General features: G+C 44.5%; 25 protein-coding genes. 7 read left to right on the forward strand and 18 right to left on the reverse strand.

The features are described from left to right. Positions 1-35 precede the first annotated feature (35 nt). The 8 genes from MOC09_RS00005 to purT form a co-directional block, all read right to left on the reverse strand. Positions 36-314, reverse strand: coding sequence for a hypothetical protein (locus MOC09_RS00005; protein WP_268369199.1), 279 nt, complete (start codon positions 312-314; stop codon positions 36-38). Positions 315-368: 54 nt separating this feature from the next. Continuing rightward, positions 369-1,160: a phosphatidylserine decarboxylase gene (locus MOC09_RS00010; RefSeq protein WP_268358516.1), complete on the reverse strand. Its 792-nt coding sequence runs from the start codon at positions 1,158-1,160 to the stop codon at positions 369-371. Then, on the reverse strand, positions 1,153-1,641 hold the full coding sequence (locus tag MOC09_RS00015) for a DedA family protein (RefSeq protein ID WP_268358514.1): 489 nt from the start codon (positions 1,639-1,641) through the stop codon (positions 1,153-1,155). Before MOC09_RS00015 ends, MOC09_RS00010 begins: the two co-directional genes overlap by 8 nt. Next, positions 1,632-2,165 carry a CDP-diacylglycerol--serine O-phosphatidyltransferase gene (pssA, locus tag MOC09_RS00020; protein WP_064815290.1) on the reverse strand — a complete coding sequence of 178 codons (534 nt, stop codon included), beginning with the start codon at positions 2,163-2,165 and terminating at the stop codon, positions 1,632-1,634. The genes MOC09_RS00015 and pssA overlap by 10 nt, the downstream gene beginning before the upstream one ends. Positions 2,166-2,363: 198 nt before the next feature. Beyond that, entirely contained in the window at positions 2,364-3,248 is an 885-nt protein-coding gene (locus MOC09_RS00025; RefSeq protein WP_268369200.1) for an alpha/beta fold hydrolase, read from the reverse strand. A 172-nt stretch (positions 3,249-3,420) separates the two neighbouring features. Next, positions 3,421-3,819: a YbfJ family protein gene (locus tag MOC09_RS00030; RefSeq protein WP_268358511.1), complete on the reverse strand. Its 399-nt coding sequence runs from the start codon at positions 3,817-3,819 to the stop codon at positions 3,421-3,423. Beyond that, positions 3,782-4,723 (reverse strand): extracellular metalloprotease Mpr, encoded by a 942-nt coding sequence (gene mpr / locus MOC09_RS00035; protein WP_268358508.1) that lies wholly within the window; start codon positions 4,721-4,723, stop codon positions 3,782-3,784. Before mpr ends, MOC09_RS00030 begins: the two co-directional genes overlap by 38 nt. A gap of 142 nt (positions 4,724-4,865) precedes the next feature. Next, complete coding sequence (purT, locus tag MOC09_RS00040) at positions 4,866-6,020, reverse strand: phosphoribosylglycinamide formyltransferase 2 (protein ID WP_268369201.1); 1,155 nt, start codon at positions 6,018-6,020, stop codon at positions 4,866-4,868. A 379-nt stretch (positions 6,021-6,399) separates the two neighbouring features. On the opposite strand from purT, the gene MOC09_RS00045 reads away from it, so the two are divergent. Beyond that, positions 6,400-7,227 carry an AraC family transcriptional regulator gene (locus MOC09_RS00045; protein WP_268358504.1) on the forward strand — a complete coding sequence of 276 codons (828 nt, stop codon included), beginning with the start codon at positions 6,400-6,402 and terminating at the stop codon, positions 7,225-7,227. Beyond that, on the forward strand, positions 7,224-8,165 hold the full coding sequence (locus MOC09_RS00050; protein ID WP_268369202.1) for a DMT family transporter: 942 nt from the start codon (positions 7,224-7,226) through the stop codon (positions 8,163-8,165). Before MOC09_RS00045 ends, MOC09_RS00050 begins: the two co-directional genes overlap by 4 nt. Before the next feature lie 111 nt (positions 8,166-8,276). On the opposite strand, the gene MOC09_RS00055 is transcribed toward MOC09_RS00050, so the two are convergent. From MOC09_RS00055 to MOC09_RS00065, 3 genes are all read right to left on the reverse strand, one after another. Beyond that, a complete protein-coding gene (locus tag MOC09_RS00055; RefSeq protein WP_268369219.1) occupies positions 8,277-9,530 on the reverse strand; it encodes an MFS transporter in 1,254 nt (417 codons plus the stop codon). After that, positions 9,527-10,444, reverse strand: a complete 918-nt coding sequence (locus MOC09_RS00060) for a bifunctional helix-turn-helix transcriptional regulator/GNAT family N-acetyltransferase (RefSeq protein WP_268358500.1) — start codon at positions 10,442-10,444, stop codon at positions 9,527-9,529. The genes MOC09_RS00055 and MOC09_RS00060 overlap by 4 nt, the downstream gene beginning before the upstream one ends. Positions 10,445-10,537: 93 nt before the next feature. Further along, entirely contained in the window at positions 10,538-10,786 is a 249-nt protein-coding gene (locus MOC09_RS00065; protein WP_268358499.1) for a YbeF family protein, read from the reverse strand. A 288-nt stretch (positions 10,787-11,074) separates the two neighbouring features. Between MOC09_RS00065 and glpT the strand changes: the two genes are divergently transcribed. Both glpT and MOC09_RS00075 read left to right on the forward strand, forming a co-directional pair. Then, a complete protein-coding gene (gene glpT, locus MOC09_RS00070; RefSeq protein WP_268358497.1) occupies positions 11,075-12,409 on the forward strand; it encodes a glycerol-3-phosphate transporter in 1,335 nt (444 codons plus the stop codon). Between the two features lie 98 nt (positions 12,410-12,507). Further along, a complete protein-coding gene (locus tag MOC09_RS00075; RefSeq protein ID WP_268358496.1) occupies positions 12,508-13,398 on the forward strand; it encodes a glycerophosphodiester phosphodiesterase in 891 nt (296 codons plus the stop codon). Positions 13,399-13,422: 24 nt separating this feature from the next. Here MOC09_RS00075 and MOC09_RS00080 read toward each other — a convergent pair whose 3' ends face one another. Together MOC09_RS00080 and MOC09_RS00085 are read right to left on the reverse strand one after the other, a co-directional pair. Next, positions 13,423-15,051 (reverse strand): Na/Pi cotransporter family protein, encoded by a 1,629-nt coding sequence (locus MOC09_RS00080; RefSeq protein WP_268358576.1) that lies wholly within the window; start codon positions 15,049-15,051, stop codon positions 13,423-13,425. Positions 15,052-15,263: 212 nt separating this feature from the next. Next, positions 15,264-16,883: an APC family permease gene (locus MOC09_RS00085; RefSeq protein WP_268358494.1), complete on the reverse strand. Its 1,620-nt coding sequence runs from the start codon at positions 16,881-16,883 to the stop codon at positions 15,264-15,266. Positions 16,884-17,150: 267 nt separating this feature from the next. Between MOC09_RS00085 and MOC09_RS00090 the strand changes: the two genes are divergently transcribed. Continuing rightward, a complete protein-coding gene (locus MOC09_RS00090) occupies positions 17,151-17,411 on the forward strand; it encodes a hypothetical protein (protein ID WP_268358493.1) in 261 nt (86 codons plus the stop codon). A 40-nt stretch (positions 17,412-17,451) separates the two neighbouring features. On the opposite strand, the gene cypC is transcribed toward MOC09_RS00090, so the two are convergent. After that, positions 17,452-18,705: a fatty-acid peroxygenase gene (gene cypC / locus MOC09_RS00095; protein ID WP_268369203.1), complete on the reverse strand. Its 1,254-nt coding sequence runs from the start codon at positions 18,703-18,705 to the stop codon at positions 17,452-17,454. Between the two features lie 173 nt (positions 18,706-18,878). Between cypC and blaOXA the strand changes: the two genes are divergently transcribed. Further along, complete coding sequence (blaOXA, locus tag MOC09_RS00100) at positions 18,879-19,682, forward strand: class D beta-lactamase (RefSeq protein WP_268369204.1); 804 nt, start codon at positions 18,879-18,881, stop codon at positions 19,680-19,682. A 29-nt stretch (positions 19,683-19,711) separates the two neighbouring features. Here blaOXA and MOC09_RS00105 read toward each other — a convergent pair whose 3' ends face one another. The 4 genes from MOC09_RS00105 to MOC09_RS00120 all read right to left on the reverse strand — a co-directional run bounded on the left by MOC09_RS00105 (position 19,712) and on the right by MOC09_RS00120 (position 23,170). Further along, a complete protein-coding gene (locus MOC09_RS00105) occupies positions 19,712-19,903 on the reverse strand; it encodes a DUF5370 family protein (protein ID WP_041521120.1) in 192 nt (63 codons plus the stop codon). Positions 19,904-19,917: 14 nt separating this feature from the next. Further along, on the reverse strand, positions 19,918-20,166 hold the full coding sequence (csgA, locus tag MOC09_RS00110) for a sigma-G-dependent sporulation-specific acid-soluble spore protein CsgA (protein ID WP_003234887.1): 249 nt from the start codon (positions 20,164-20,166) through the stop codon (positions 19,918-19,920). A 113-nt stretch (positions 20,167-20,279) separates the two neighbouring features. Next, a complete protein-coding gene (locus MOC09_RS00115; protein ID WP_268369205.1) occupies positions 20,280-21,668 on the reverse strand; it encodes an amino acid permease in 1,389 nt (462 codons plus the stop codon). A 317-nt stretch (positions 21,669-21,985) separates the two neighbouring features. Beyond that, positions 21,986-23,170: a DUF4885 domain-containing protein gene (locus MOC09_RS00120; RefSeq protein ID WP_268369206.1), complete on the reverse strand. Its 1,185-nt coding sequence runs from the start codon at positions 23,168-23,170 to the stop codon at positions 21,986-21,988. A 132-nt stretch (positions 23,171-23,302) separates the two neighbouring features. Here MOC09_RS00120 and MOC09_RS00125 point away from each other — a divergent pair, with 132 nt between their 5' ends. After that, positions 23,303-24,160 (forward strand): hypothetical protein, encoded by an 858-nt coding sequence (locus MOC09_RS00125; protein WP_268358484.1) that lies wholly within the window; start codon positions 23,303-23,305, stop codon positions 24,158-24,160. The last annotated feature ends 1 nt before the right edge of the window (position 24,161 follow it).

A 24,161-nucleotide genomic window follows, 5' to 3' on the forward strand; every position in this document is an offset into this window, starting at 1 on the left:
CATCTTATGGGGTCAGTCCCCTTAAAAAGAAGCTTTTATCTGGATTCTCTCATCACTTGATGAAAGTAAAACCGGTACGTATTTCGTAAAAATGTCTCAACCGGAAGCTGCACATCGGCCTGGTATTTACTGATGATGAACGGAAACCGCTCGATCCCTTTCACACGCAAATCACTCGCTTGCTCTTCATCTGCTGCCATCCCTTGCAGTACCGCTTCAACGATCGGCCAGCACGCTTCTCGCACGTTCCGAAGAACGTCTTCATCTCCGGTGTGCTGATATTTCGTGATCCAGCTGATGATTTGTTTCTCCATGAGTCTCACCTTTCTTCAAAAAAAGAGGCGCTGCGTTTTTGCCAGCTCCTCTTTTTATTCTTCGTAACCTATCAGTTCTCCGACTTGGACTTCCTGGCCTTCTGTTAAGTTGGCAGACGGCTGGAACGCGTCTTTTTCAAAAATCAAAATGACAGTTGAGCCGAATGAAAAGTATCCCAGCTCTTCGCCGATCTCGAGCTCGTCCCGTGTACTCGTCTGCACGATAGAATTAATATTCATCGCGCCGACAGGAATCATCAGGATATTTCGGGTGCCGCCATTCAGCTCGTACACAAACCGGTAATTTTTCGACAGTACATCTTTTCCATATTTTAACCCTAATTGATTGACGGGATATGAGCGATTTCCGAGCTCGGCCAGCTTTTGATACCTGCAGCTGATCGGGGAATGGAAACGGTGATAATGCCGCGGGCTTAAATACAGAACGACAAAATACCCGCCGTTGTATTGATGGTCTGCGCTTTTACAGCCGGTCAGCTCAGCGAATGAGTAATCTTTTCCCTTTACCGTAAAGGTTTGATTCGGGTTGATTTTTCCCACTGTCTGAACCACGCCGTCAACAGGGCTGACTACCGCATGAGCCTCTTTTGACACAGGGCGCCGCTCCAGATTTATTTGTCGAATGAACAATTCGGACAGCGAACCGTAATCAGCGGCCGTACCGTCCACATCCTCCCAATTCAGCCGAAAATGTTTTGAGAAAAGCGGAATGACCGGCTTGCTGATTTTAGACTCGCAAAATCCCTTAATCAGATAGGATGACAGACGATGATTCGTCAGCTCTATCAATGATCGATACAGAATCTTTACAGCCGTATTAAACATGGATAATCCCTATAACCCTTCCGATTGTAATAAAAATAAAGCACCATAAAAAGGCGCCGATTGCCGCAAACGCAATATACGTTTTCAGCTCCATTTTGCCGATTCCCGAAAAGTAGCACGTCACATGCCGGACGCCGGGAATGAAATATCCTAAAATAAGCGAATATGGACCGTATTTCTTCATCCATTTTTCCACTTTCAACATTCTCTTTTCTTTTAAACCGACCCATTTGCCGTACTTGTCGATAAACGGGCGCCCGGCTTTTCTGCCAATCATGTAGCTGATCAGCATGCCTGACAAAGCGCCAACAAAGCTGATCAATATCGAAAGCTCATAATTCAGCACTGCAGTGTGCGTGAAGTAACCAACAACCGTCATCATCACTTCATCTGGAATCGGCAGTCCAACAATCCCTAGAACCAGCATCAAAAAAATAGCGAGATAACCGTAATCCGCTATGAGCTGCTGAACTAATTCCATCTCTCGGACTCCAGATTTTCTGCCGCGTGTTTTTTAAAATGAGGGAATTTTATTTTACTCACCATTAAATATGAAAGCCCGCAAGTGCCGATTGCCAGCAGGATCGGATTATAGACGAAGCTTAGAATAACGAGACACATGCCCGCAAATGGAATCGGCATTCCGATAAAGGTCGGAAGCTTGCTTTGCTCAATGTTAAATTTAGAGAGGCGAAGCATTCCGCAAATGCTGTACGTCAATGCGCATAAAATCCCGATAAACGGAAGAGCGTATAATGCGACACTGTAGGCTAGCATAGAAGGAGCCACACCAAACGTCACCAGATCGGCAAATGAATCCAGTTCTTTTCCCATATCAGAAACGGCATTAAGCTTCCGTGCTGCCATCCCGTCAAAGAAATCGAGAAACATGCCGGTAAAAATGAAAAGCACTGCTGAATGAATGTTGTGATATAGCAAGGAATGAATCGCCAGCAGGCCGCAAGTAAAGTTTCCTATCGTAATCATACAGGGGATATAATTCACAGTGTAACCAAACCTCCAATTGTAAAACCATCTATATCATTTGACGATATGGATCAAATAGCGTTACAGGAAAAATTTTCTCTATTAAGCATCATAACATAGAATGCGCCTCAAAAAAGCACACTCAAATTCTATTATTATACAACATTTGTTACCTTTTGAAAAATGAATGCCAATCATTTCATGTTATATGCAATTTTACTCCTCGTTCAAAAAGGACAAAACGCGCTGATTGACGTACTCTGGCTGCTCCAAAGATAGCAGATGTCCGGCGTTTTTCACGATCTCAGCCTGAATCTCCGGAACCAATACCGAAGCCCGTTCTAGGGCCATTTGCTGGTGGTACATCACCTCGTGCTCACCGAACATCAGCAGGATCGGGACCGCAATTGATTTCAATTCCCGGTCTGTGAATACGTACGGAAAGCCGTTTTCTGCCGGCTTCAGGCTTCTTTGTTCGTCCTGCCATTCCACCCCCGCTATAATTTGGCTGTGCAGCATAGGGTGCAGATCATAACGGCTAGCCGTAACCCACTTGATATATGCCTCAGCTCCCCTTGACCCTGTAAGCCCCGCAGCGTATTTATAGAAATCCGGATGAAATGAAATAAACGCTTCAGCAGGGCTCATGATAACTGCCCGCTCTACTCTTTCAGGCGCTCGGATCAAGAAATTTACAATATGGGATCCGCCAAGCGAAAGGCCTGCCAGGTATACCGTCTGAAGTCCGAGCGAATCAAGAACATCTTTCAGCCAGTCTGCACAGTCAGCTCTCGTATCCAGAGGAGCCGAGGGTATACTTTTATTTTTGTCTCCTATTATATCGACCGCATATGTACGATATTGACTGCTCCACGCCGCGATATTGGGATACCACATAGCGGAGCTGAAGAGGCCCCCGTGAAGCAAAACGAGCGAGGGTGCGTCCTTTGGCCCACTTGCAATAATATGTGTTTTTCCAAAACGAGTAGAAACATAGAATGCTTCCGGCTCAATCGGCCACAAAGAAAGGCTTTTATCATATGCCTGGTAAAAGCGGAGACCGCTCTCAGCCGTGGCAAGCTGCATCGAATCTTGTGTCATCTTCTTCTTTTTCCTCCGGGTTTGATTGATATAAAATAAAGGATCATGCTCCTTTTGTCTCGTAAGAAAAAATACCTATTTCTTATTATCTCATATTATAAATTTCCAGTATATAGTTTGGCTTCCTGTGATACATAAAAAAGACAGTTTTCCTCGTAATCAGGAAAACTGCCTATTCTTTAAAAACCAATGGAATGACCTTATCTTTTTTATTCTCTGTTAATGAGATATGATGGGTTACTGAGGTTTCATCCTTCGTCAATGCGACTGAGTAGTCGCCTTTTTTGCCGGTATCCCATTTGATGTCTCCGTTTTTGTCCGTTTTACCGAGTATCTCGCCAATCTCTGGACTCGGCTCCTGGTCTGAGGCCGGTGCTTTGACAATCGTCACTTGAACCCCTTCGACCGGCAGCCCCTTGGCATCCTCCACATGAAGAGTGACAGGAATAACCATTTCTTTTTGAGCAGATTGCGTCTGTGAACTGCATCCGCATAAAAACAAAATAGACATGAAAATGGCTAGTTTGCTGTATTTATTGATTTGCCCAATATTGAATATTGTTGAATACATCGTTCGTCACCCTTGTTCCCAAGTTATATGACGATCCCCCGTTCGTGTGAATGGCAATAGCTGTCTGCCCTGTATCACTGTAGTTTCGATAAACAGGCGAGCCGCTTTGGCAGCCGTACGTATCAGTTGTATAGGTCAGCTTATACGTTTCAGCGGATCGAATCGGCTTTGTATCAGACCACATCGTGCCAAAGGTTTTGTCACACGGGAATCCTGTCACTGACGAGGAAAGGCCCACTGGACTGCTGCTGTTTGTTGTCCGGTAGCCATACCAGCCAACCGTGTTTCCAGGAGAACCGTTTAATTTAATCGCTCCGTAATCATAATTGGTGTTTTTGCTTTCCGTCCATCCTTTGACGGAGTAAAACATCGTGCCTGAATAAGTACCGTATGGATATGAAGAACCATTGCGGCCCGGAGCAGCGGTTATCGTCGAAGCCCATCCGTGCTCCTGGCTGTACACACAATGTCCAGCCGTTACGACTGTATTCGGATTGACTAAAAATCCGGTACATCCATAAGTGCTAGAGGTGTTGGGATACTTGATTGAAAGTTGAACAGTTGCTCTATAAGGAAAAGACGTGGTGCTGGAGATTCTCGTGCGTTCATCGGTTCCGATGATACTTGAAGGCTGTAAGGTTTGAATGTTTTTTTCCAGTTCCGTTTGCCCGCCGTATAACGATTTACTTGTTTTTCCGGTTCCCTCATAAGGGGCGGAAATCTGCTCTGCTTTTGACGTTTGGTTTTTCGTGGCATCAGCTTCTTTACCTGTATTTGATACAGAAGTTTGCGGATTCTCTGCCGCCTTTGCCGATACACCAAAGGATACCGCCGCTGCCATCGCCAAGCATAAAACCATAAAGCAAGCAGTGCATTGTTTTCTGAATGTTGGAACTAATTTCATTTTGTCATCTCCCTCCTTTTGTGTCAACCACCCATATAGATGGAAGACTTTTACATTATAATCAGGTTTTTGATTCTTATGATAAAACTTTTATGGAAGATAAAAAAAACAGGCCTTGTACCATCACAAGGCCCGCGAAACTCTATTTTATAGATAGCTGATCCAATGCTTTCTTTGCGTTCTCTCTCGCTGTCTCGACTGTATCAGCCGCAGAAAGTGCAACCGCCATACGGCGACCGGCTTTCGTGATCGGCTTACCAAAGACGCGAACTTGTGTCTTCGGCACTGCCAGTGCGTGTTCCAGTCCTTCAACAGTGTAATCCGCTGATTCTTCCGGTGCTTTGAGGGGCCGGCTGGCGCCAGGAGAAAGCTGTGTGATTTCTGTAATCGGAAAACCGAGAATCGCCCGGACATGCAGCCCGAATTCCGACAAATTTTGCGTCACCAACGTGACAAGACCCGTATCATGCGGACGAGGAGACACCTCACTAAAATACACCTTATCCTTCGCAAGGAACAGTTCCACGCCAAACAGGCCGTACCCGCCAAGCTCATCGGTAATCGTTTTTGCAATATGCTTGGCTTCTTCCATTTGCTGCTCCGTCATATGATGCGGCTGCCAAGATTCGATATAATCTCCGTCCTTTTGCACATGACCGATTGGTTCACAGAAAGTCGTGCCGTTGACTGCACGTACAGTTAAAAGCGTAATTTCTGATTCAAATGGAATGAACTCCTCTACGATCACACGGCCATTTTTCACCCGTCCGCCTTCCATCGCTGTCTCCCAGCAGCTCTCTAAATCGTCTTCAGAGCGGCACACGCTTTGGCCTTTTCCAGATGAACTCATTAAAGGTTTAACGACACAAGGAAAGCCAATCTGAGCTGCCGCTTGTACAAATTCATCATATGTATTCGCAAATTCATAGCCAGCCGTCGCAAGTCCGAGCGTTTCTGCCGCCAGCCGCCTGATGCCTTCCCGATCCATCGTCAGCTTCGCCGCACGCGCATTCGGGATGACGTGAAACCCTTCCTCTTCAAGCTTCAGCAATTCATCCGTAGCAATTGCCTCAACCTCAGGCACAATCAAATCCGGTTTTTCTTTCTCAATGACGCTTCTGATCTGCTCACTGTCCAGCATATCAACGACATAGCTGTTATGCGCGACCTGCATCGCCGGAGCATGCGCGTAACTGTCAACCGCCACCGTCTGCACCCCAAGACGCTGGGCTTCAATCACTACTTCTTTTCCTAACTCACCTGAACCTAACAATAAAACCTTCTTTGATTGATACATCTTTGCCCCTCCTATCTGCTTCCCAACCATTATAACTGAAATATTTGAAAAATAAATTTTTATTAAAAAAGACAAAGTAAGAAATCATTACGGGGCTTTATTATCAGACGGTTTCCCACAAAACAATTTCCCAGAATATGCAGATGAAGATGATCCCGAAGCTTATATAAAAAGCAGAATATGTGAAATAGAAACAAAGGAACTAACACAAATAATTGAAATATGGTTAAAGACCAAAAATAAAATTTTCAATAAAGAAATTGTTGCAAGTGATGTAAATCACCTGCTTTCCCTTTTTATCACAGCAACATCATACAAGAAATCCCCAAAAATCATGCTACACTTAATCCAAGTCCACCACACCGACAGGAGGCATCCCATGCAAAACGAAACCCGAACACTGCACCTCGACCCGCATCTTAATATCGAAGCCTACCGCTTCAAAGGGATTATGCAGAAATTCCCGAACCACTTCCACGATTATTATGTGATTGGCTTTATTGAAAAAGGACAGCGGTATCTGGCCTGCCAGGATCAAGAATATATCATTAATCCAGGTGATCTTCTCCTCTTTAATCCCCGTGACACGCATAGCTGTGAGCAGATTGACGGCCGGACGCTTGATTATCGGTGTATTAATGTAATGCCGGATGTCATGGAGAAGGCGGTGGAAGAGATTACAGGCGCCGGTCATCTTCCTTACTTCTCCCAGCATGTGTTATTCCGCCATGAGCTGACAGCCAGCCTTCAGGAATTGCACATTTTGATTTCCAATGAAAAGCAGGCTTTGCGTAAGGAGGAGCTGTTTCTACATCTGCTTGAAGAGCTGATCCGCCAATATTCTGACGTCACGTTCCGCAACAGCATTCCTGAACCGTCCGACGAAGTCAAAATGGTTTGCAGATTTCTAGAGGAGCATTATGCCGAAAACGTCACGCTCAATGATTTGAGTGAACTAACCGGCTGGAGCAAGTATCATTTATTGCGTTCATTTACAAAACAAAAAGGCATTACGCCTAATAGCTACCTAGAGACAATCCGGATTAATCAAGCGAAAAAACTCCTTGAACAAGGGATAAGACCGATTGATGCGGCATTTCAAACAGGATTCAGCGATCAGAGCCATATGACGAAATTTTTCAAACGGCAGGTGGGGCTGACGCCGAAGCAATACATGAAGATTTTTGAAAAGGAGCTTCAAAGATGAGCACACAAAGAGAAACGGGCGGGCATATCGCAGCCATTGTGACCATTCTGATTTGGGGGACAACTTTTATTTCAACAAAGGTTCTGCTGGCAGACTTTACGCCAATGGAAATATTATTTTACCGGTTTTTGCTGGGCTTTATTGCTCTTTTTCTCGTACGGCCCAAAATGATTCCGTTCAAAAACTGGCGGCAGGAGCTGTTATTTGCCGGGGCAGGCTTATTTGGCGTAACCCTTTACTTTTTATTAGAAAATATAGCCCTTACGTATACATACGCTTCAAATGTCGGCATGATCGTGTCCATTATTCCGATGATTACTGCAGTCCTTGCTCACTTTCTGCTTGAAGGCGAAAAACTGCAGCTGCCTTTTTTCATTGGATTTGGGGCAGCTTTGATCGGGCTTTTATTGATTACATTCAACGGCAATGTCGTACTTCGTCTGAACCCATTCGGAGACATTATGGCAGTCGGAGCCGCGCTCGTGTTTGGAGGCTACTCGATTTTTATGAAAAAATTAAGCGCTTACGATTACCACATTATCGAGCTGACACAGAGAGTGTTTTTGTACGGTTTGTTGTTTATGGTTCCCGCTTTATTTGTGTTCGACTTCCATTTTGGCCTGAACCGATTTTCATCTGTTTCAAATGGACTCAATATGCTTTTCCTCGGTATCGGTGCTTCCGCCCTGTGCTTCGCCACGTGGAATTACTCAGTCGGTGTGCTCGGAGCCGTCAAATCCAGCGCATATATTTACATGGTGCCGATCATCACAATCACAGCCTCCATCCTGATCCTGCACGAAAACATGACCTGGATCGCTCTTCTTGGGGGTGCTCTTACCCTTTTAGGCCTCTACATTTCAGAGATGAAACCGAAAGTGAAGCTGGTGGAGAACGGATTTAAAAAAGATGCTTATATCAGTCATCACAAGAAATAAATGACCTTCAACAAAGATCCGCCAGCTTAGCACGGTCTAATCCACCTTAGTATAAGAAAAAATACAAAAAGGCATCTCTGAATAATATAAAACCAGAGATGCTCCTTCTCTTTATCCCTTCTCCACCACAGCTGCACTATCACGTGTAACCGCCGCGGGCTCCCTCAGCATCACATTCATCACACTTGCCAGCACAAGCATCCCAATCGATAAATAAAAAGCCAGTGTATACTCACCTGTTATCGTATAGATGACACCAGGCACATACGCACCGAGTGCTGAGCCGATTTGATGGGCGAGTGACAGCCAGCCGATCATGAGTCCGATCGAGTAGTTTTGAAAGTACTGGGTGGCGAGCATTTGAGTCGGCGCCACCGTTGCGAAGTCCACTAATCCAAACAGAATCGCAAAGGCTAACAGCAAGTAGGACTCGTGGCTGTAAATGAGAATCACGATCGACAGCGCGCGCACCGCATATAACAAGCACAGGATTTTCCGGCTGCTCCACCGGTCTGCTACAATTCCAGACAGCAGGATGCCGGCAATATTAAAACCTGCCAAGAGGCTGACAGCTGCGCTTGTGACTGTCGTCGAAAAACCGTGATCGTGCGAAAAGGGTATCAAATGGGTATCCATCAAACCTACGGTCGTAAATCCGCAGATCAAAAACGGCAAAACCAAAAACCAGAATGGCCTCATGCGAAACATCCCCGTCACAGAAAGAGGTGCTGTTTTTGATGCTGTCTCTTTTTCCGGAGCAGCCAGCCCGCCTATCGGCTCTGCGTTTTTTTCTGAAGGGTTGTTCCGCAGCATCAGCAGTGCAGCCGGAAAGACAATCACCATTAACAGCAATCCCAACACCACAACCGTCAGCTTCCAGCTAAACCAATGAATCAGCATAAGTGAGCATGGAACGAGAAGCATTTGCCCCGCTCCAAAACCTGCTTCCATGATTCCAAAGGCTAGTCCCCGCTTTTTGCTGAACCAATTGACGACCAGCACACTTGCGGCCACATTCGATGCTCCCCCAACCCCAAGCGAAACACCCAGCCCGTAAAGCAGAAACAGCTGCCAAGGTGAAGTGACAAAACATGTTAAACAAATGCTGACTCCTGTCAGTAACGCACTCCATGACAAAACTGCCCGAGCACCCCATTTGTCCACAAGCCGCCCGATCACAGGCTGTGATATGCCATAAACAATAAAACTCATCGTAGAAATCAGCGAGATGGTGCCTCTATCAATTGAAAACTGCCGTTCCCACGGCTCCACAAACGCACCAAACGATAGGCGCACCCCCTGAACGGCCAATAAGATCAAAAAAGTGACGGACACAATGATCCAAGCGTAGTGCAGTCTTTTCATGACAGCTCCAAATCCCACCGTTCTTCTGTCAGACGCTGTCCCCATAATGGCGCTTCTTTTCTCACTTCACTTATCCTGAACCCGAATTTTTCGTAGAGCGGACGAGCCTCAGCCATGGTGCTCACCGTCCAAAGGAAAATGCGGTCAAACTTCATGTCCCGACAGTACGCAACCAGATGCTCGAGTAATTGCGTGCCGAGCCCTCTGCCTCGAAAAGCCGCATCAACCAAGAACCATCTAAGCTGGACTGTCTTTTCATCATGCTTGACCAACCCGACACAGCCGGCAAATTTCCCGCCGCTCTCCGCAATCCATATGCTTTCGATATCCGCATCAAATGTTTCCTGAAGATAGGCTAAAAACGTATCGTCCCAGCCATGAGCCTCCGCATAGAATTGTCTTTGTTTTTCAATGAGAAGCTGAAGATCATCTGAAAGGAAATAATCTCTAATCGATATGTCTGACGTTCTGGAAGATAGCGACCGTGAAAGGATTGCTTCAATCTCTGCCATCGCCTCCGCAAGCCTGTGCTGGTCCTTTTGGTCAATTTCCTCCAGCATCAATTCCACTTGTTCGTTGGCTTTCTCCTCCAATTTTTTATAAATTGTTTTTCCCGTTTCCGTAACATAAATATAATGGTGGCGGGCGTCAGCTTTGCTCCTCTGTTTATAAATTAAATCTTCTTTTTCAAATTGTTTCAAAATCCTGCTGACATATCCCCGGTCAAGCCCAAGCTTATCCTGAAGGGCTTTTGCCGTACAATGAGGCGTATTGTAAATTTCAAATAAAATCCGTGTTTCTGTTAAGGAAAACGGGCTGTCGTAAATATGCTCATTAAGGAAGCCCAGGACATTCGTATAAAATCGATTGAACTTTCTGAATTTTAATCCGACAGTTGATTCACTGGTTTTCAACCTCATCCCCACTTTCTGATACTGTTGATTAAAGCCATTATAATCAAATATAGTTGCCATAGTCAACGATGCGTCAAAAAAGTGGGGCATTTTTCATTTTCCCGATGCTTTCTTCTTCCTGGCCACACTCAATGTGATGTAGGATAAAGCCAATGAAAACAAGCTATAGACAACAGCCCATCCCAGAAATGATGCGTTAAAAATGGTAAAGGTGAGCACTAGCGAAATGATGAAACTAAGCATCGGCATCAGATACACGTTTTTACAAACACAAGTCCCGGCAATTGAAAACAATATAATCGATAACGGTAAAATACCGTATGCGATATCTAATTCATCCACTGCAACAGCCTCCCTCCAAATTTTTATGCTACTAGTAAAAAAACATAACTCCAATAAGTAAAAGGATAATATTTACTTTTTAATCCATTTGAAAATTACCCGTTTACATTCGCTCCAGACTATGATAATTTAAGTAAGCGCTATCATGATAAGTTAATAGCTTGGATGGAGATGAGGAGAGCCAGGAATCCAGCCCCTTTTGACAAGGGGTGTTTTCTGGCTCTTTTTGTTTTTCGGAAAGGAGGCACGCCACACATCCAGCACAAACAGCAAAGGGGGATGATTTTGATGCTTAACATATTTAAACCGGCTCCTCACATTGAGAGACTGGATGATTCAAAGATGGATGCGGCTTACAAACGGCTCAGGCTGCAAGTATTCATTGGTATTTTCATTGGCTACGCAGGCTACTACCTGCTGCGAAAAAACTTTGCCTTTGCAATTCCTTATCTGCAGGAACAGGGATTTTCCAAAACGGAACTGGGCTTGGTGCTGGCCGCTGTTTCGATTGCGTACGGATTCAGCAAATTCATCATGGGTATGGTGTCTGACCGCTGCAATCCGAGATATTTTCTCGCGACAGGCCTATTTTTATCAGCAATTGTTAATATTCTTTTCGTTTCAATGCCTTGGGTGACTTCAAGTGTCACCATCATGTTTATCTTTATGTTTATCAACGGTTGGTTTCAAGGAATGGGCTGGCCGCCTTGCGGAAGGACGATGGCCCATTGGTTTTCCATTAGTGAACGCGGCACCAAAATGTCGATCTGGAACGTCGCCCATAACATAGGAGGCGGGATTCTTGCACCGCTTGTCACTCTTGGCATCGCGATGTTCGTGACCTGGAAAAGCGTGTTTTTCTTCCCTGCCATCATCGCCATTATCATTTCATTTTTGATTGTTTTATTGGTGCGCGATACACCTCAATCTTGCGGACTCCCGCCAATTGAGGCGTATCGGAATGACTATCCGAAACACGCTTTTAAAAATCAGGAAAAAGAATTAACAACAAAAGAAATTCTTTTCCAATATGTACTGAACAACAAATTTCTTTGGTACATCGCGTTTGCCAATGTATTTGTTTATTTCGTGCGGTACGGCGTGGTTGACTGGGCGCCTACTTACTTAACAGAAGCCAAAGGCTTTTCTCCTGAAGACTCGCGCTGGTCGTATTTTCTCTACGAATACGCCGGGATTCCGGGAACGATCCTGTGCGGATGGATCAGTGACCGATTCTTCAAAAGCCGACGGGCACCGGCAGGCGTTTTGTTTATGGCAGGCGTTTTCATTGCCGTATTGGTGTATTGGCTGAATCCCGCGGGCAATCCGCTCATAGACAACATCGCCCTGATCAGCATTGGCTTCTTAATCTACGGACCTGTTATGCTGATCGGCCTTCAAGCGATTGATCTCGCGCCGAAAAAAGCGGCCGGAACCGCAGCAGGTTTGACCGGATTTTTCGGATACATCGGCGGATCGGCCTTTGCAAACGCCATTATGGGCTTTGTCGTTGACCAGTTTGATTGGAATGGCGGCTTTATCATGCTGATCTCTTCCTGCATTCTGGCTATCGTCTTCTTAGCTTTGACGTGGAATACAGGAAAACGGGCTGAACACGTTTAAGAAAGAAACATAAAAGATTAATCATTTTCCTACACGCCGTTTACATCCGTTTTTTAATATGGAAGACAGGTATTGCTTAACTATAAGGAGGAGAAATCATGCGAAAAAATAGAATACTGGCCCTAGTTCTTCTGTCGCTGGGCTTGCTCTCATTTATGGTAACGCCGGTGTCGGCAGCATCAAAAGGTAACCTGCTGTCACCTGACCGTATCCTGACGGTCGCGCATAGAGGCGCTTCCGGATATGTGCCTGAGCACACAATTCTGTCTTACGAAACTGCTCAGAAAATGAAAGCCGATTATATTGAATTGGATCTGCAAATGACAAAAGACGGCAAATTGATTGTCATGCATGATGAAAAACTGGACCGCACCACAAACGGAACAGGCTGGGTAAAAGACTATACACTTGCAGACATTAAGAAACTTGACGCCGGTTCTTGGTTTAACAAAGCCTATCCGGAAAAAGCAAAGCGGCAGTATGTCGGTCTTAAAGTACCTACATTAGATGAGGTATTAGACCGTTTCGGAAAACATGCGAACTACTACATTGAAACAAAATCGCCTGACACCTACCCAGGTATGGAAGAAAAATTGATCGCTTCTTTGCAAAAACATAGATTACTAGGCAAACATACTAAGCCTGGCCAGATCATCATTCAATCATTCAGCAAAGAAAGCCTGTTAAAAATCCATCAATTACAGCCAAACCTGCCAACCGTTCAGTTGCTGGAAGCCGAACAAATGGCGTCAATGACAGATGCTGGCCTGGACGAAATCAAAACATACGCTGTCGGTGCAGGACCGGATTACAAAGCGCTGAATGCTGAAAACGTCAGCATGATCCGCAGCCACGGCCTCCTGCTTCACCCTTACACGGTCAATGCTGAAGCAGATATGCGCCGTCTGCTTGACTGGGGCGTGACAGGAGTGTTCACAAATTACCCTGATATTTTCCAGCACGTTAAAAAAGACTACAAAAAAGCTTAGAATCCTAGGATTCTAAGCTTTTTCTCATCGATTTTCACCAATAACAGCTTCAGCAATATTCACCGCATGATCGCCGATACGCTCCAGGTTACTGATCATATCGACAAAGACGATGCCTGCTTGTCCAGTGCAGAGCCCTTCATTCAAACGAATAATATGCTTTTTGCGAAGCTTCCGTTCCATTTTGTCAATTTCATCTTCTTTTTCAATAACTCGATCAGCTATCTTTACATCATTGTGGTCCAATGCTTCCATGGATGCCTTCACGGTAGCAATTGTCAAATCCATCATTTCCGTTAAATCCGCCATGGCAGATTCAGTGATAACCACACGATGCGCCTGTTGGTATTCAATCAGTTCAATCACATTTTCGAAGTGGTCCCCGATTCTTTCAATGTCTCTGACTGTATCCATCAGCATATGATGCTCCTCAGACTCGTGCTCTGAGAGAGAACTTGAAGAAAGCTCGATCAAATAATCGGTAATCTTCCGGTCTAGATTGTTAACCGCATCCTCTATCTGATAAGCATTCGCCGCGTATTTTGTCTGTTTTGTCACTAAGAACTGTTTTGTGACTTCCAGCCCTTGCACCGCAAAGTTCCCCATTTGCAGCACTTCTTCTTTTGCTTGTCCGAGAGCAATAGATGGAGATTGCTCGATAAAAATCGGATCAAGATGCGACTTGTATTCGACCATTGAATCCTTGCCCGGAATCAGTTTTGTTACGATTAAAGCCAATAGCCCGACAAAAGGAAGCTGTATAATCGTATTGGTCGTATTAAAGATTCCGTGTGCGAATGCAATCGTCATCTTCGGATCAAGCCCCATCGATGTTTGAAGCGTTAAGATCAATGCTGTGAATGGTTTAAGCAAAATCAGGAAAATCGCTGTCCCAATAAGGTTAAACAGCACATGAGTAGCCGCAGCACGTCTCGCTGCAACAGATGCACCTAAAGATGCAAGAACTGCGGTGATCGTCGTTCCGATATTGTCACCGAATAACACCGGCAGCGCACCGTTAATATCAATCAGACCATCTGAAAATAAACCTTGCAGGATACCAATCGTGGCGCTGGAGCTTTGCACAAGAACCGTAAACAAAGTCCCAATGACAACACCTAGAACCGGATTGGAACTCATACTAACCGTTAAATCATGAAAGGCCTCAAGTGAACGGAGCGGTTTCATGCCGCCGCTCATTAGCTCCAGCCCATAAAACAGTGCCCCGAACCCGAACACAATCTGTCCCGCATTTTGCACATGTTTATGTTTAAAGAAAAACAGTAAAAATCCGCCGACAGCAATAATCGGCAATGCATAGGCCCCTATGTCAATACCGATAATAAACGCGGTAACCGTTGTTCCAATATTGGCTCCCATAATGACGCCAATGGCCTGTCGGAGCGTCATAAAACCCGCACTGACAAGCCCTACGGTGATAACCGTTGTTCCGGAACTGCTCTGAATCAAAACCGTTACAATAATTCCCGCCAATACGCCCATCAGCGGATTGCTTGTAAAACGGTCTAAAATATTTCTTAATCTATCTCCAGCCGATTTCTGAAGTCCGTCTCCCATGAACTTAATCCCAATCAGGAAAATACCAAGACCCCCGAGAAACTCGAACAGTAATGTCTGTACATCAATCGCCAACGCTTTCACCTCTGTCTCGACATTTTTCAGCAAAACTCCCTACGATTATGTTTCAAGTTCATATGATTGTAAATGAATCTCCGGACAAATTTACACTAACTTAACAATGGGCCTATTAAGCCCAAATCATATTTACATTGGTGTAACATTTCGCATCGACAATGACCAAATCAGCACAAAAAAACCTTGCGCCCGCAGCGCAAGGTTTTCCATTATTCTTTTCCGGCAGCAGCTTCCGACTGTCCATTAAGCAGCTGAGAATTTATCTCTTTCGCGTCCTTTAAGTATTCTGTCTGGTAGCCGCTCTTCAGCGCCCACACATAGAATACAAGTGATACCACCGCAATCAGAACCATATCCCAGCCGTAATGAATGACATTCAGGCCGCCGAATTTATCACTGCCCAAATAAGATATAACCATCATGACAAGCAGATAAAACACCATCCAGACGCCGGCCTTAAAGTTTTGGCCAAACCCTTTCCATTTCGCCTTCGCCTGATAGTAGAAATAAATCGGAAGACCGATCAGGATAATAAACAGAACCTGTCCTGTTAACGGCCAGCGTGCCCAATACAGCACCAGCGACGCAAAGATAAACCCAAGCGGTGCAATCACGCTTAAGCCTTTTAAACGAAGAGGCCTGTACAGGTCTTTCCCCGTCCGTCTCAAAGTCATTACTGTAATCGGGCCGGTGATATACGAAATTAACGTGGCGACAGAAATGATTTCCGCTAACACGCCCCACCCTCTGAACAGGAACAAAAAGATGAACGAAACAACCAAGTTAAAAAACATCGCTTGGCGCGGAACGCCGTAAATCGGATGAAGCTTCCCAAATATACTCGGCATATATTTGTTTTTCTCCATTCCGTAGATCATGCGGGACGTCGTCGCCGTATACGTAATCCCTGTTCCAGACGGTGATACAAATGCATCCGCATATAATACGATGACAAGCCAGTTAATATTCAGCGCAATCGCCAAATCAGCAAAAGGAGAATTAAAATTCAGATGGCTCCAGCCGTTTGCGATATCAGAAGGATTCACCGCTCCAATGAAGGCTACCTGCAGGAGTACATAAATGACTGTCGCAACGAAAAGGGAGCCGACAACCGCAATCGGAATCGATCTTCCCGGATTCTTCGCTTCACCCGCCATATTAATCGGGCTCTGAAAACCGTTAAACGCAAAGACGATACCGGAAGTGGCAACAGCCGTCAGCACACTCGCCCAGCCATTCGGCGCAATGCTTTGGCCGGCCGTAAAGTTCTCTCCGTGAAACCCGACAAACAGCAACGCTCCAATTGTCAGACCTGGAATAATAATTTTAAAAATCGTAATTAATGAGTTCGCTTTGGAAAATAGATTGACTGTCCAGTAGTTCAGCAGGAAATAAATGAGAAGCAATACAGAGGCAAACACTAACCCTTCCCCAGTCAGCGTTCCATTCTTCACCAAACCGCTTGTCCATTTCGCCCATTCCCAAGGCCACGAGCTCATATATTGAACAGAGGCCACCGCTTCAACCGGAATGACAGACACAATTGCAATCCAGTTGGCCCAGCCTGCGATAAATCCGATAAACGAACCGTGTGAATATTGCGTATATTTTACCATTCCCCCGGCTTCAGGGAACATAGAACCTAATTCACTGTAAGAAAGAGCAATAAATAAAATAACGACCATTCCAATAATCCACGAAATAATAGCAGCTGGTCCTGCTATTTGGGCCGCACGCCATGCCCCGAACAGCCAGCCTGAGCCAATCATCGACCCGAGCCCGACCATCATGAGGGAAAACGTTCCCATTCTTCGATGCAATTGATTCATATCGTAAACACCTTTCATGTATGATGACATTCACTTGCTAATTATATTATTATTCTGATTACTTTACTTTGTCAATATTTATCGAATTGTGGCTAAAAATAATAATAAGTCCATGTATATTAGCTTCCAATACAGGAATGTAGTCACTAGTTTTTCATAAATGTAATTTTATGTAAAATGAAATCATGAAAACACTATAGGTTTAACCATAATCAAAACGGGAATGATACAGGAAACACTACTCTTACAATAGAAAGGAGTATTACCATGAAACAAAAGCTGTTACTTTCAGGTCTCGCTGTTTCAACTGTCGGCATCACTTCTTATCTATTAAAAGACCCGTCAAATCGCCAAAAAGCAAGAGAATTCATTCACAACATGAAAATGAAACTAACAAAACAGCCGGATATGGAAACGTTCCCAGTCGATAAAGCCGGCCACCCTGACCCGCAAGATATTGAAGACAACAAAATGGTATCAGAAGGCTCCATGTATCCCGTCCAATACTACGATGAAAAAAAGAAGTAATCAAAAAAGCTCTCTTCGATAAGGAAGAGAGCTTTTTGATTTACCTTTTCCGTCTGATTCCGCTCATCACAAAGCCGCTTTCAGGCAATGATGGCATTCTGGCAAGACTATATTGCAGCGATTGTTCCGGAACGTCGTATTCAATCCGATTGACGAGAAAATCCAGGCTCGCTTTCATAACTTCAATTGTAATGCCTTCCCCTGGACAGCGATGGCCTTTCTCGGCGTGACCCCCGCCTTGAGGAATCAAATCAAACGGATTTTCTTCCCGCTCTGCAAATCGTTCCGGCCGGAATTCATCGGGATGATCCCATAGGCGAGGATCGTGGTTCGTTCCATATACATCAAGCAATACCGAAGTGCCCTTCTTAAACTCACAGTTATTCCATACAAAATCCTTTTTGACAAGCGCCCCTAAAAATGGGCCGAATGGATAATATCTGCGGACCTCCTGCACAAACATTTCTCTTTCCCGGCTGCTTCCAGACCGCAGCCATTCCTTATACTTCGGATGCTCATGAAGCGCCAAAGCTGAAAACACAAGAAAGTAAGAAATGGCGACAATAGGCCTCAGTACATTAATCAGCTCAATGGCTGCCATTCTGGAATCCAGCTGGCTTCCATCTTCTTGTGTGTGAAATGCCATTTCATGCAGTGCTGTGCCAGCAGATGTTTTCAGCAAGCCGGCACGAGCATCTTCAATCATTCTTTCAATCCACTGCTCCGCACGCGGCCTTGCTCTTCTTCCCTTCCAATGCCGCGGACCTATAGCTCCGAACGCGTCCACCATATCAATAAAGTCATCCGCTCTCTCCTTGACTTCCGTTTCCTTCAGCGAAACGCCAGCCCAATAGCACGCTACCCGGCATAGGATTTCTTTTGCTTCTTCAAATAACACAACCTGATCCGCCTTCTCCCATCTCGTAACGGCCGCTTCCCACTCCTCTGTCATTAGCTCAGCCAGCCGCTTTTGATGCTGCGGTGTCATTAATGACAGAAAAAGCATCTTCCGATGAATATGCGCACTGCCATCCATCGTCTGAATCGCATTAACGCCAAACAGCGTTTTCTGTACCCGCTTCGGCAAAGCATTCTGCCGCTGAAACCGCTCCGTATCATAAAACACCTTCGCCGCCTCAGCGCCGGTCATGCAAATAAAGGTTTTTCCCAATAAACGAGCCTGAAACAGATCTGATTGATAGCGCTCTGCTCTGTTTTTAATAAACAAATATCCTTCCTGCATCAGCGTCAGGCTGTTATCGAGACTTTTGTCATGTGGAATCTGCTCATTCATTCGCTTATCCTGCCTTCCTTTTTACCCTCTATTTTCACTTAATCCTACAAGCATAAACCCAATAACAGTATTTGTTTGCAGGACCAAATTTAAGCGTTTTTAGGAGCAGTTTTTAAAGGAAGAACAGAAGAAATAGAGAAAAGGTAATTGATCAAAACAAAGGGGAGAACTAAATGAAAAAATGGATATATGTTGTGCTTGTACTGAGTATTGCAGGAATCGGCGGTTTTTCCGTTCACGCAGCAACTTCCGGCCAAGAAAAGCACCTGAATGTCAGCCAAATGAATGTCGATGATGAATTCAAGGATACGGACGGAACCTTCATTCTTCACGATGTGCAAAAGGATAAAACCTTTGTCTACAACAGAAAACGGGCAAACAAAAGACAAACCCCGCAGTCCACCTTTAAGGTCGTAAACGCCTTAATCGGGTTACAGGTACAAGCTGTTCGGGATGAATACGATGTTAAACGGTGGGACGGGGTCAAGCGCGAATTCGAAACATGGAACCGCGACCATACACTAGGCTCGGCCATGCGGGAATCCGCCATTTGGTATTATCAAGCATTAGCGAGAGATATCGGTGAGCAAAGGATGAGAACATGGCTTCATACGCTGTCATACGGCAATGAAGATATCAGCGGGGGGATCGACCAGTTTTGGCTGCAAAGCTCGCTGACAATATCTCCGCTGGAACAAGAAGCCTTTTTAGAGAAGCTTGTAAAAGAGGAGCTTCCATTTGACAAATCAGTGATGAAAACCGTCAAGCGCATGATGATACAAGAGGAAGGAGATCACTACACGCTCTACGAAAAAACCGGAACCCGCCTGACAGATATGGGATTAGGCTGGTTTGTCGGATTCATCAAAACAGAGCATGGCTCGTATATTTTTGTCACCAATGTCGATGATTCAGGCACAAAGGCCAAAAATATCACAGTGGATATCCTGAAAAAGTATGGCTTGATCACATCCTAAATAAAGAAGCCCTGCAAATAGGCAGGGCTCTAAATGTCATGCTCAAAACAATAGTGATTCACAAGCTCTTCAATCAAATCATGATCGGGATATTCCCCGTTAAATTCAAACTCGATTTCTTCCACAAATTCTCCGTGATGGTACACATGAATGGCTCCGTTTTGACGGACGACGCTAAACTCCGGCTGAAATGTATATCCGCTTCGTTCAATTGCTCCCATATCTAACCCGCCTTTCAAAGCAGTAATTCATACACCTCGTTTAATTCCTTGGCCCGCTTTTGATCCTGTTCATTCTGCGCATACTTAATTTCTTTTTCTAATACATGGTTCAAAAAAGACATTTCATTATCATCTAAGTCTTTAACAAATTCCTCTTCATTCGCATACCGCTTCGCCAGCATCTTCTTGCAAATCCGCTGGCAGACTTCATTTTCAAGATGATTTGAAAGTGATTCACGCAAATAACCAAGTGTAACATCCATTTTATGAACACCTTTCCTTCTGCTATCTTTATCCTATAGCTTGCTGAAATAGGAAAAATCCATACGCTAAAAATAAAAAAAGAGACATCCGTGAATGTCTCTTTTTTTTATGGTTATTCAGCCGCTTGGCCGCTTTTTGTCAAATTGGCCTGCGCACGTTTGCCAATCCCAAACACATAATAGCTAATGACCACAAGCGCTAAGAAAATCACGCCTACAATCAGAGAGATACGAGTGTCATCATTGAACCACATGCCGACCAGAACCATCAGCAAGAAAGCAATCGTCACATAGTTTGTAAAAGGGGCAAATGGCATTTTGAATGGATGATGATCCAATGCAGCGCCCTTCGCTTTTCTGAATCCGATGTGGCTGATCAAAATGATAAACCAAGGAATCATGCCCGGCAGCACGCTTGCGCTGTATACATAGACAAAGATCTTCGGCGGCGCGATATAGTTCAGCACAACACCGACAGCCAAACCGATCAGCACTGCAATTGTGCCGTACAGCGGCACACCATTGCGTGAAATCTTCGTAAAGAACTTCGGCGCTTGCCCATTGACGCCTAATGTATAAAGCATGCGGCCCGCGCTGAAAATACCGCTGTTACAGCCGGACATTGCCGCAGTAATGACGACAAAGTTAATAATTCCGGCCGCTGCCGTAATCCCGATTTTCGCGAACGTAGACACGAATGGACTTCCAAGTGAATTGAGCTCATCCCAAGGATACACGGTCACGATTACAAAGATAGCGCCAATATAGAAAATCAAAATACGCCAGATAATACTTTGAATCGCACTTCTTAGCGTGTTTTGCGGATCCTTCGCTTCACCTGCTGTAATCCCGATCAGCTCAACCCCTTGATAGGCCGCAATGACGAGAGACAGTGCAAAGAAGAAGCCTGAGAAACCGCCTGCAAAGAATCCTCCATGAGACCACAAATTCGACAAGCCGATCGGATTTCCGCCGTTGCCAAACCCGAAGAAAATAATCCCGATTCCCGCAATAATCATCAAGATAATCGTCACAATTTTAATCATCGCAAACCAAAACTCAAACTCACCGAACGACTTAACAGAAATTAAGTTCGCCGCCCCAAGAATCACCATTGCCAAGATACCAGGTATCCAAGCAGGCAAATCCGGGAACCAGTACTTCATATATGATCCGACAGCGATAATTTCTGACATGCCGACGATAATCCACTGGAACCAGTTGCTCCATGCTGTCATATAACCTGCCAGCGGATGAATATATTGATGGCCGAATGTCGCAAAAGAACCTGTGCTCGGCTCGACATACAGCATTTCACCCATCGCACGCATAATAAAAAAGATAAAAATTCCGCATATTGCATAAGCCAGAAGGACAGACGGGCCAGTCCATGAAATCGTGCTGGCTGAGCCCATAAACAAGCCGACACCGATCGTACCGCCCAAGGCGATCATCTGAATATGACGCGCGCCCAGGCCCCTCTTTAATTCTTTATTTGCCACTTCTCTTCCTCCTCTTAACCAAATACTCGAAAATGAGAAAACGGCAAACCTGCTTGCCTTCTCACCAATCAGTTATAACAATCAGAAAATTCAAACTTAAAATTGTTATATAATCTCCAAAATTACTTATTTCATCATAATAAATTTCTCTGGAAAATACAATTGTTTTTTTCAGGTAAACACCTTTATTCAGAGTTTTTCATTAGAACTTAAATAAAAATCTTTTATATAGATATAATGAAATTGTTTAAATATTAAAATCCTATTTTTCCTTATATTCTCATAAAAAAATAAGCTGTTCACAATGAACAGCTTATCTAATAATTCACGCCAGTTTGGCGTTTTAATGTTTCAAGCCACCCGGTATCCCCGGTGCCATAGCTCTTTCTTTGTCCTGCATCTCGTAAAGAACCATTGCTGTAATCAATCGATAGGATGAAATCAGGAATGGCATCATACCCGGCTTCCGCTATTTTACTGAGCTCCGAACGATAGTGAGATATAGCATAAGAAGCCGTTTGTTTTTGCACAGGATCTTTTTCAAGTTCTTCTTTATATACGTCTAATAAGTCACGTCCATCAGGCGTTACGTACCGCCCATCAATCACTTCTAAATCTCTCAAATGATAGCCTGTAACTTCATACATCTCACGGGCAGCCTGATACTTTTGATATGCCTCTCCGGAAAATTGCGTTGAATCGCCGCTTTGGCTTTTCATGATATGTAAAAATAGCTCTTTGCTGTTGTCTCCAGATTGCAGCACCTGCCCAATTTGCTCAATCAGCGCCTCATCGTCTGTCCCGCTCACCTGTACCTTATAGTCAATCGGCGTAATCGTAAACGTAAGCTCTGTCCCCAGCGGAATGTGAATATCGTTTCGGTTCAACAGCACTTGCAGCTGCTGATTAACCTGGCTGCGCTGATACACCTTTGCATTCTCAGCCTCCACTTCACCATGAAACGTGACATTGCGAAAAGCCGCATCCTGCAGGTTATAGTTTTGTGCCTTCCCTTTGAATAGCCACTCTGTTTCATTATCGTAAGCAGCCTGTCTTTCTGCAGCTGACAGATCACTTCTGAAATAAGGTGACTTCGCATTTTGGTATTTATCCTTAATATAGCCTAATGGATCAGGCTTTGATTTGTTTATCGCATTGATCCTGCTGTATTTTTCATCTAGTATTTTGATTCTGATATCACTCTCAGACACATAGGGATTCTTGGATTGGATCACTGTTTCCTCCCCTGTATCTGTCACTGTTCGATCATTCGCTGCTTGATACACCTTACTGAAAGTTCCGGTGTTTCCAGTTACGCTGCTTTTAGAATAATTGACCTGACTGATTCCCTCATTTAAAGATCGTGACTCGAGCCTGCTGTAAGCCTTCCCCAGCACCGCCGCTGTGTTTTCAGACGTATTCTCACGGTTAACAGCCCAATCCTTTTTCAATATGTTCTGTGCCAACATCTGCGTGCGGATAAATTGCCGATTCAGACGCATAGGATTCCCCCCTGAACAATTCTCTCTTACTCTTTTTTATCGGTAATGCCAATGTATATATTAACCTCAAAAAACATTTATTTACACCCGGAACTTTAATATGTATGATGGAAATAAAAGGAGGTTGTTTGCATGGCGAAAAAATGGCTCATTCCATTTGCTATGATGCTGTCTGTCTTATTCGCCTTTACGCATTCGGCATCAGCTGCCGGAGTCACAGCTATTACAGGAAACAATTCATTTGATACCGCAGCACCGATCGGATATTGGAAATATAAGAATATCGATACAACGATACTGGAAGCCGGACAAGATGAAGCCTATTTCACTTTTGCAGCTTATAAGGGAGAAAAAGTATACGTGAGAAGTACATATCAGAGCGCATACACAGGGATGAAAATTGAAATTTACAATAAGAACAGAGCACCTGTTTCTCAAGGTACAGAAGTCATCAACCCTAACACGTTTTCTTCTTTTATATATGCAAATGCTGACGCCCAAAACACGACGGATACCTTCTATGTGAAAGTGTCACGCGGCTCCTATACCGGGAACATGTATTTCACTCTTTCAATTGAAGATCGAATCAAATCAGGCAGCGGAACATTTCAATTCAGCGGCGTTGCTGAAAATAAAGGAAACACAAGCCTTAGTCCCTCAGGCTCTGACTCCAGCGTGATCAAGGCTGATTTAACAAATCAATCCGGAATACCGCACGATGCCATTGTAACCAGAGTACAAACAACCGCCACTCAAACACCAAGCCAGGGAAATACACGCCATCTGATCATGACGAGCGAAAACAACGAATGGCGCCGTGCGCTTGTAAACAGCTCAACGTCAGGGTCTTATGACATCTCTTTGTCAGATCAACTCAGTGTGGCAAAGGTATGGAGTTTTAAATATAATACATTAGCGACTGCTGGATCGACGATGAGTAATGTAAAAGCTAAAATAGATTATGAATACGATGTCACAAAGCAGTTTTAAC

Origin of the sequence: Bacillus sp. N12A5, assembly GCF_026790125.1 — a bacterium.
GTDB lineage: Bacteria > Bacillota > Bacilli > Bacillales > Bacillaceae > Bacillus.

Excerpts from the sequence above, each read along its gene's own strand:
- MOC09_RS00005 (WP_268369199.1), bottom strand. The coding sequence starts at position 314 with ATGGAGAAACAAATCATCAGCTGGATCACGAAATATCAGCACACCGGA.
- MOC09_RS00010 (WP_268358516.1), bottom strand. The coding sequence starts at position 1,160 with ATGTTTAATACGGCTGTAAAGATTCTGTATCGATCATTGATAGAGCTG.
- MOC09_RS00015 (WP_268358514.1), bottom strand. The coding sequence starts at position 1,641 with ATGGAATTAGTTCAGCAGCTCATAGCGGATTACGGTTATCTCGCTATT.
- MOC09_RS00025 (WP_268369200.1), bottom strand. The coding sequence starts at position 3,248 with ATGACACAAGATTCGATGCAGCTTGCCACGGCTGAGAGCGGTCTCCGC.
- MOC09_RS00030 (WP_268358511.1), bottom strand. The coding sequence starts at position 3,819 with ATGTATTCAACAATATTCAATATTGGGCAAATCAATAAATACAGCAAA.
- mpr (WP_268358508.1), bottom strand. The coding sequence starts at position 4,723 with ATGAAATTAGTTCCAACATTCAGAAAACAATGCACTGCTTGCTTTATG.
- purT (WP_268369201.1), bottom strand. The coding sequence starts at position 6,020 with ATGTATCAATCAAAGAAGGTTTTATTGTTAGGTTCAGGTGAGTTAGGA.
- MOC09_RS00045 (WP_268358504.1), top strand. The coding sequence starts at position 6,400 with ATGCAAAACGAAACCCGAACACTGCACCTCGACCCGCATCTTAATATC.
- MOC09_RS00050 (WP_268369202.1), top strand. The coding sequence starts at position 7,224 with ATGAGCACACAAAGAGAAACGGGCGGGCATATCGCAGCCATTGTGACC.
- MOC09_RS00055 (WP_268369219.1), bottom strand. The coding sequence starts at position 9,530 with ATGAAAAGACTGCACTACGCTTGGATCATTGTGTCCGTCACTTTTTTG.
- glpT (WP_268358497.1), top strand. The coding sequence starts at position 11,075 with ATGCTTAACATATTTAAACCGGCTCCTCACATTGAGAGACTGGATGAT.
- MOC09_RS00075 (WP_268358496.1), top strand. The coding sequence starts at position 12,508 with ATGCGAAAAAATAGAATACTGGCCCTAGTTCTTCTGTCGCTGGGCTTG.
- MOC09_RS00085 (WP_268358494.1), bottom strand. The coding sequence starts at position 16,883 with ATGAATCAATTGCATCGAAGAATGGGAACGTTTTCCCTCATGATGGTC.
- MOC09_RS00090 (WP_268358493.1), top strand. The coding sequence starts at position 17,151 with ATGAAACAAAAGCTGTTACTTTCAGGTCTCGCTGTTTCAACTGTCGGC.
- cypC (WP_268369203.1), bottom strand. The coding sequence starts at position 18,705 with ATGAATGAGCAGATTCCACATGACAAAAGTCTCGATAACAGCCTGACG.
- blaOXA (WP_268369204.1), top strand. The coding sequence starts at position 18,879 with ATGAAAAAATGGATATATGTTGTGCTTGTACTGAGTATTGCAGGAATC.
- MOC09_RS00105 (WP_041521120.1), bottom strand. The coding sequence starts at position 19,903 with ATGGGAGCAATTGAACGAAGCGGATATACATTTCAGCCGGAGTTTAGC.
- csgA (WP_003234887.1), bottom strand. The coding sequence starts at position 20,166 with ATGGATGTTACACTTGGTTATTTGCGTGAATCACTTTCAAATCATCTT.
- MOC09_RS00120 (WP_268369206.1), bottom strand. The coding sequence starts at position 23,170 with ATGCGTCTGAATCGGCAATTTATCCGCACGCAGATGTTGGCACAGAAC.
- MOC09_RS00125 (WP_268358484.1), top strand. The coding sequence starts at position 23,303 with ATGGCGAAAAAATGGCTCATTCCATTTGCTATGATGCTGTCTGTCTTA.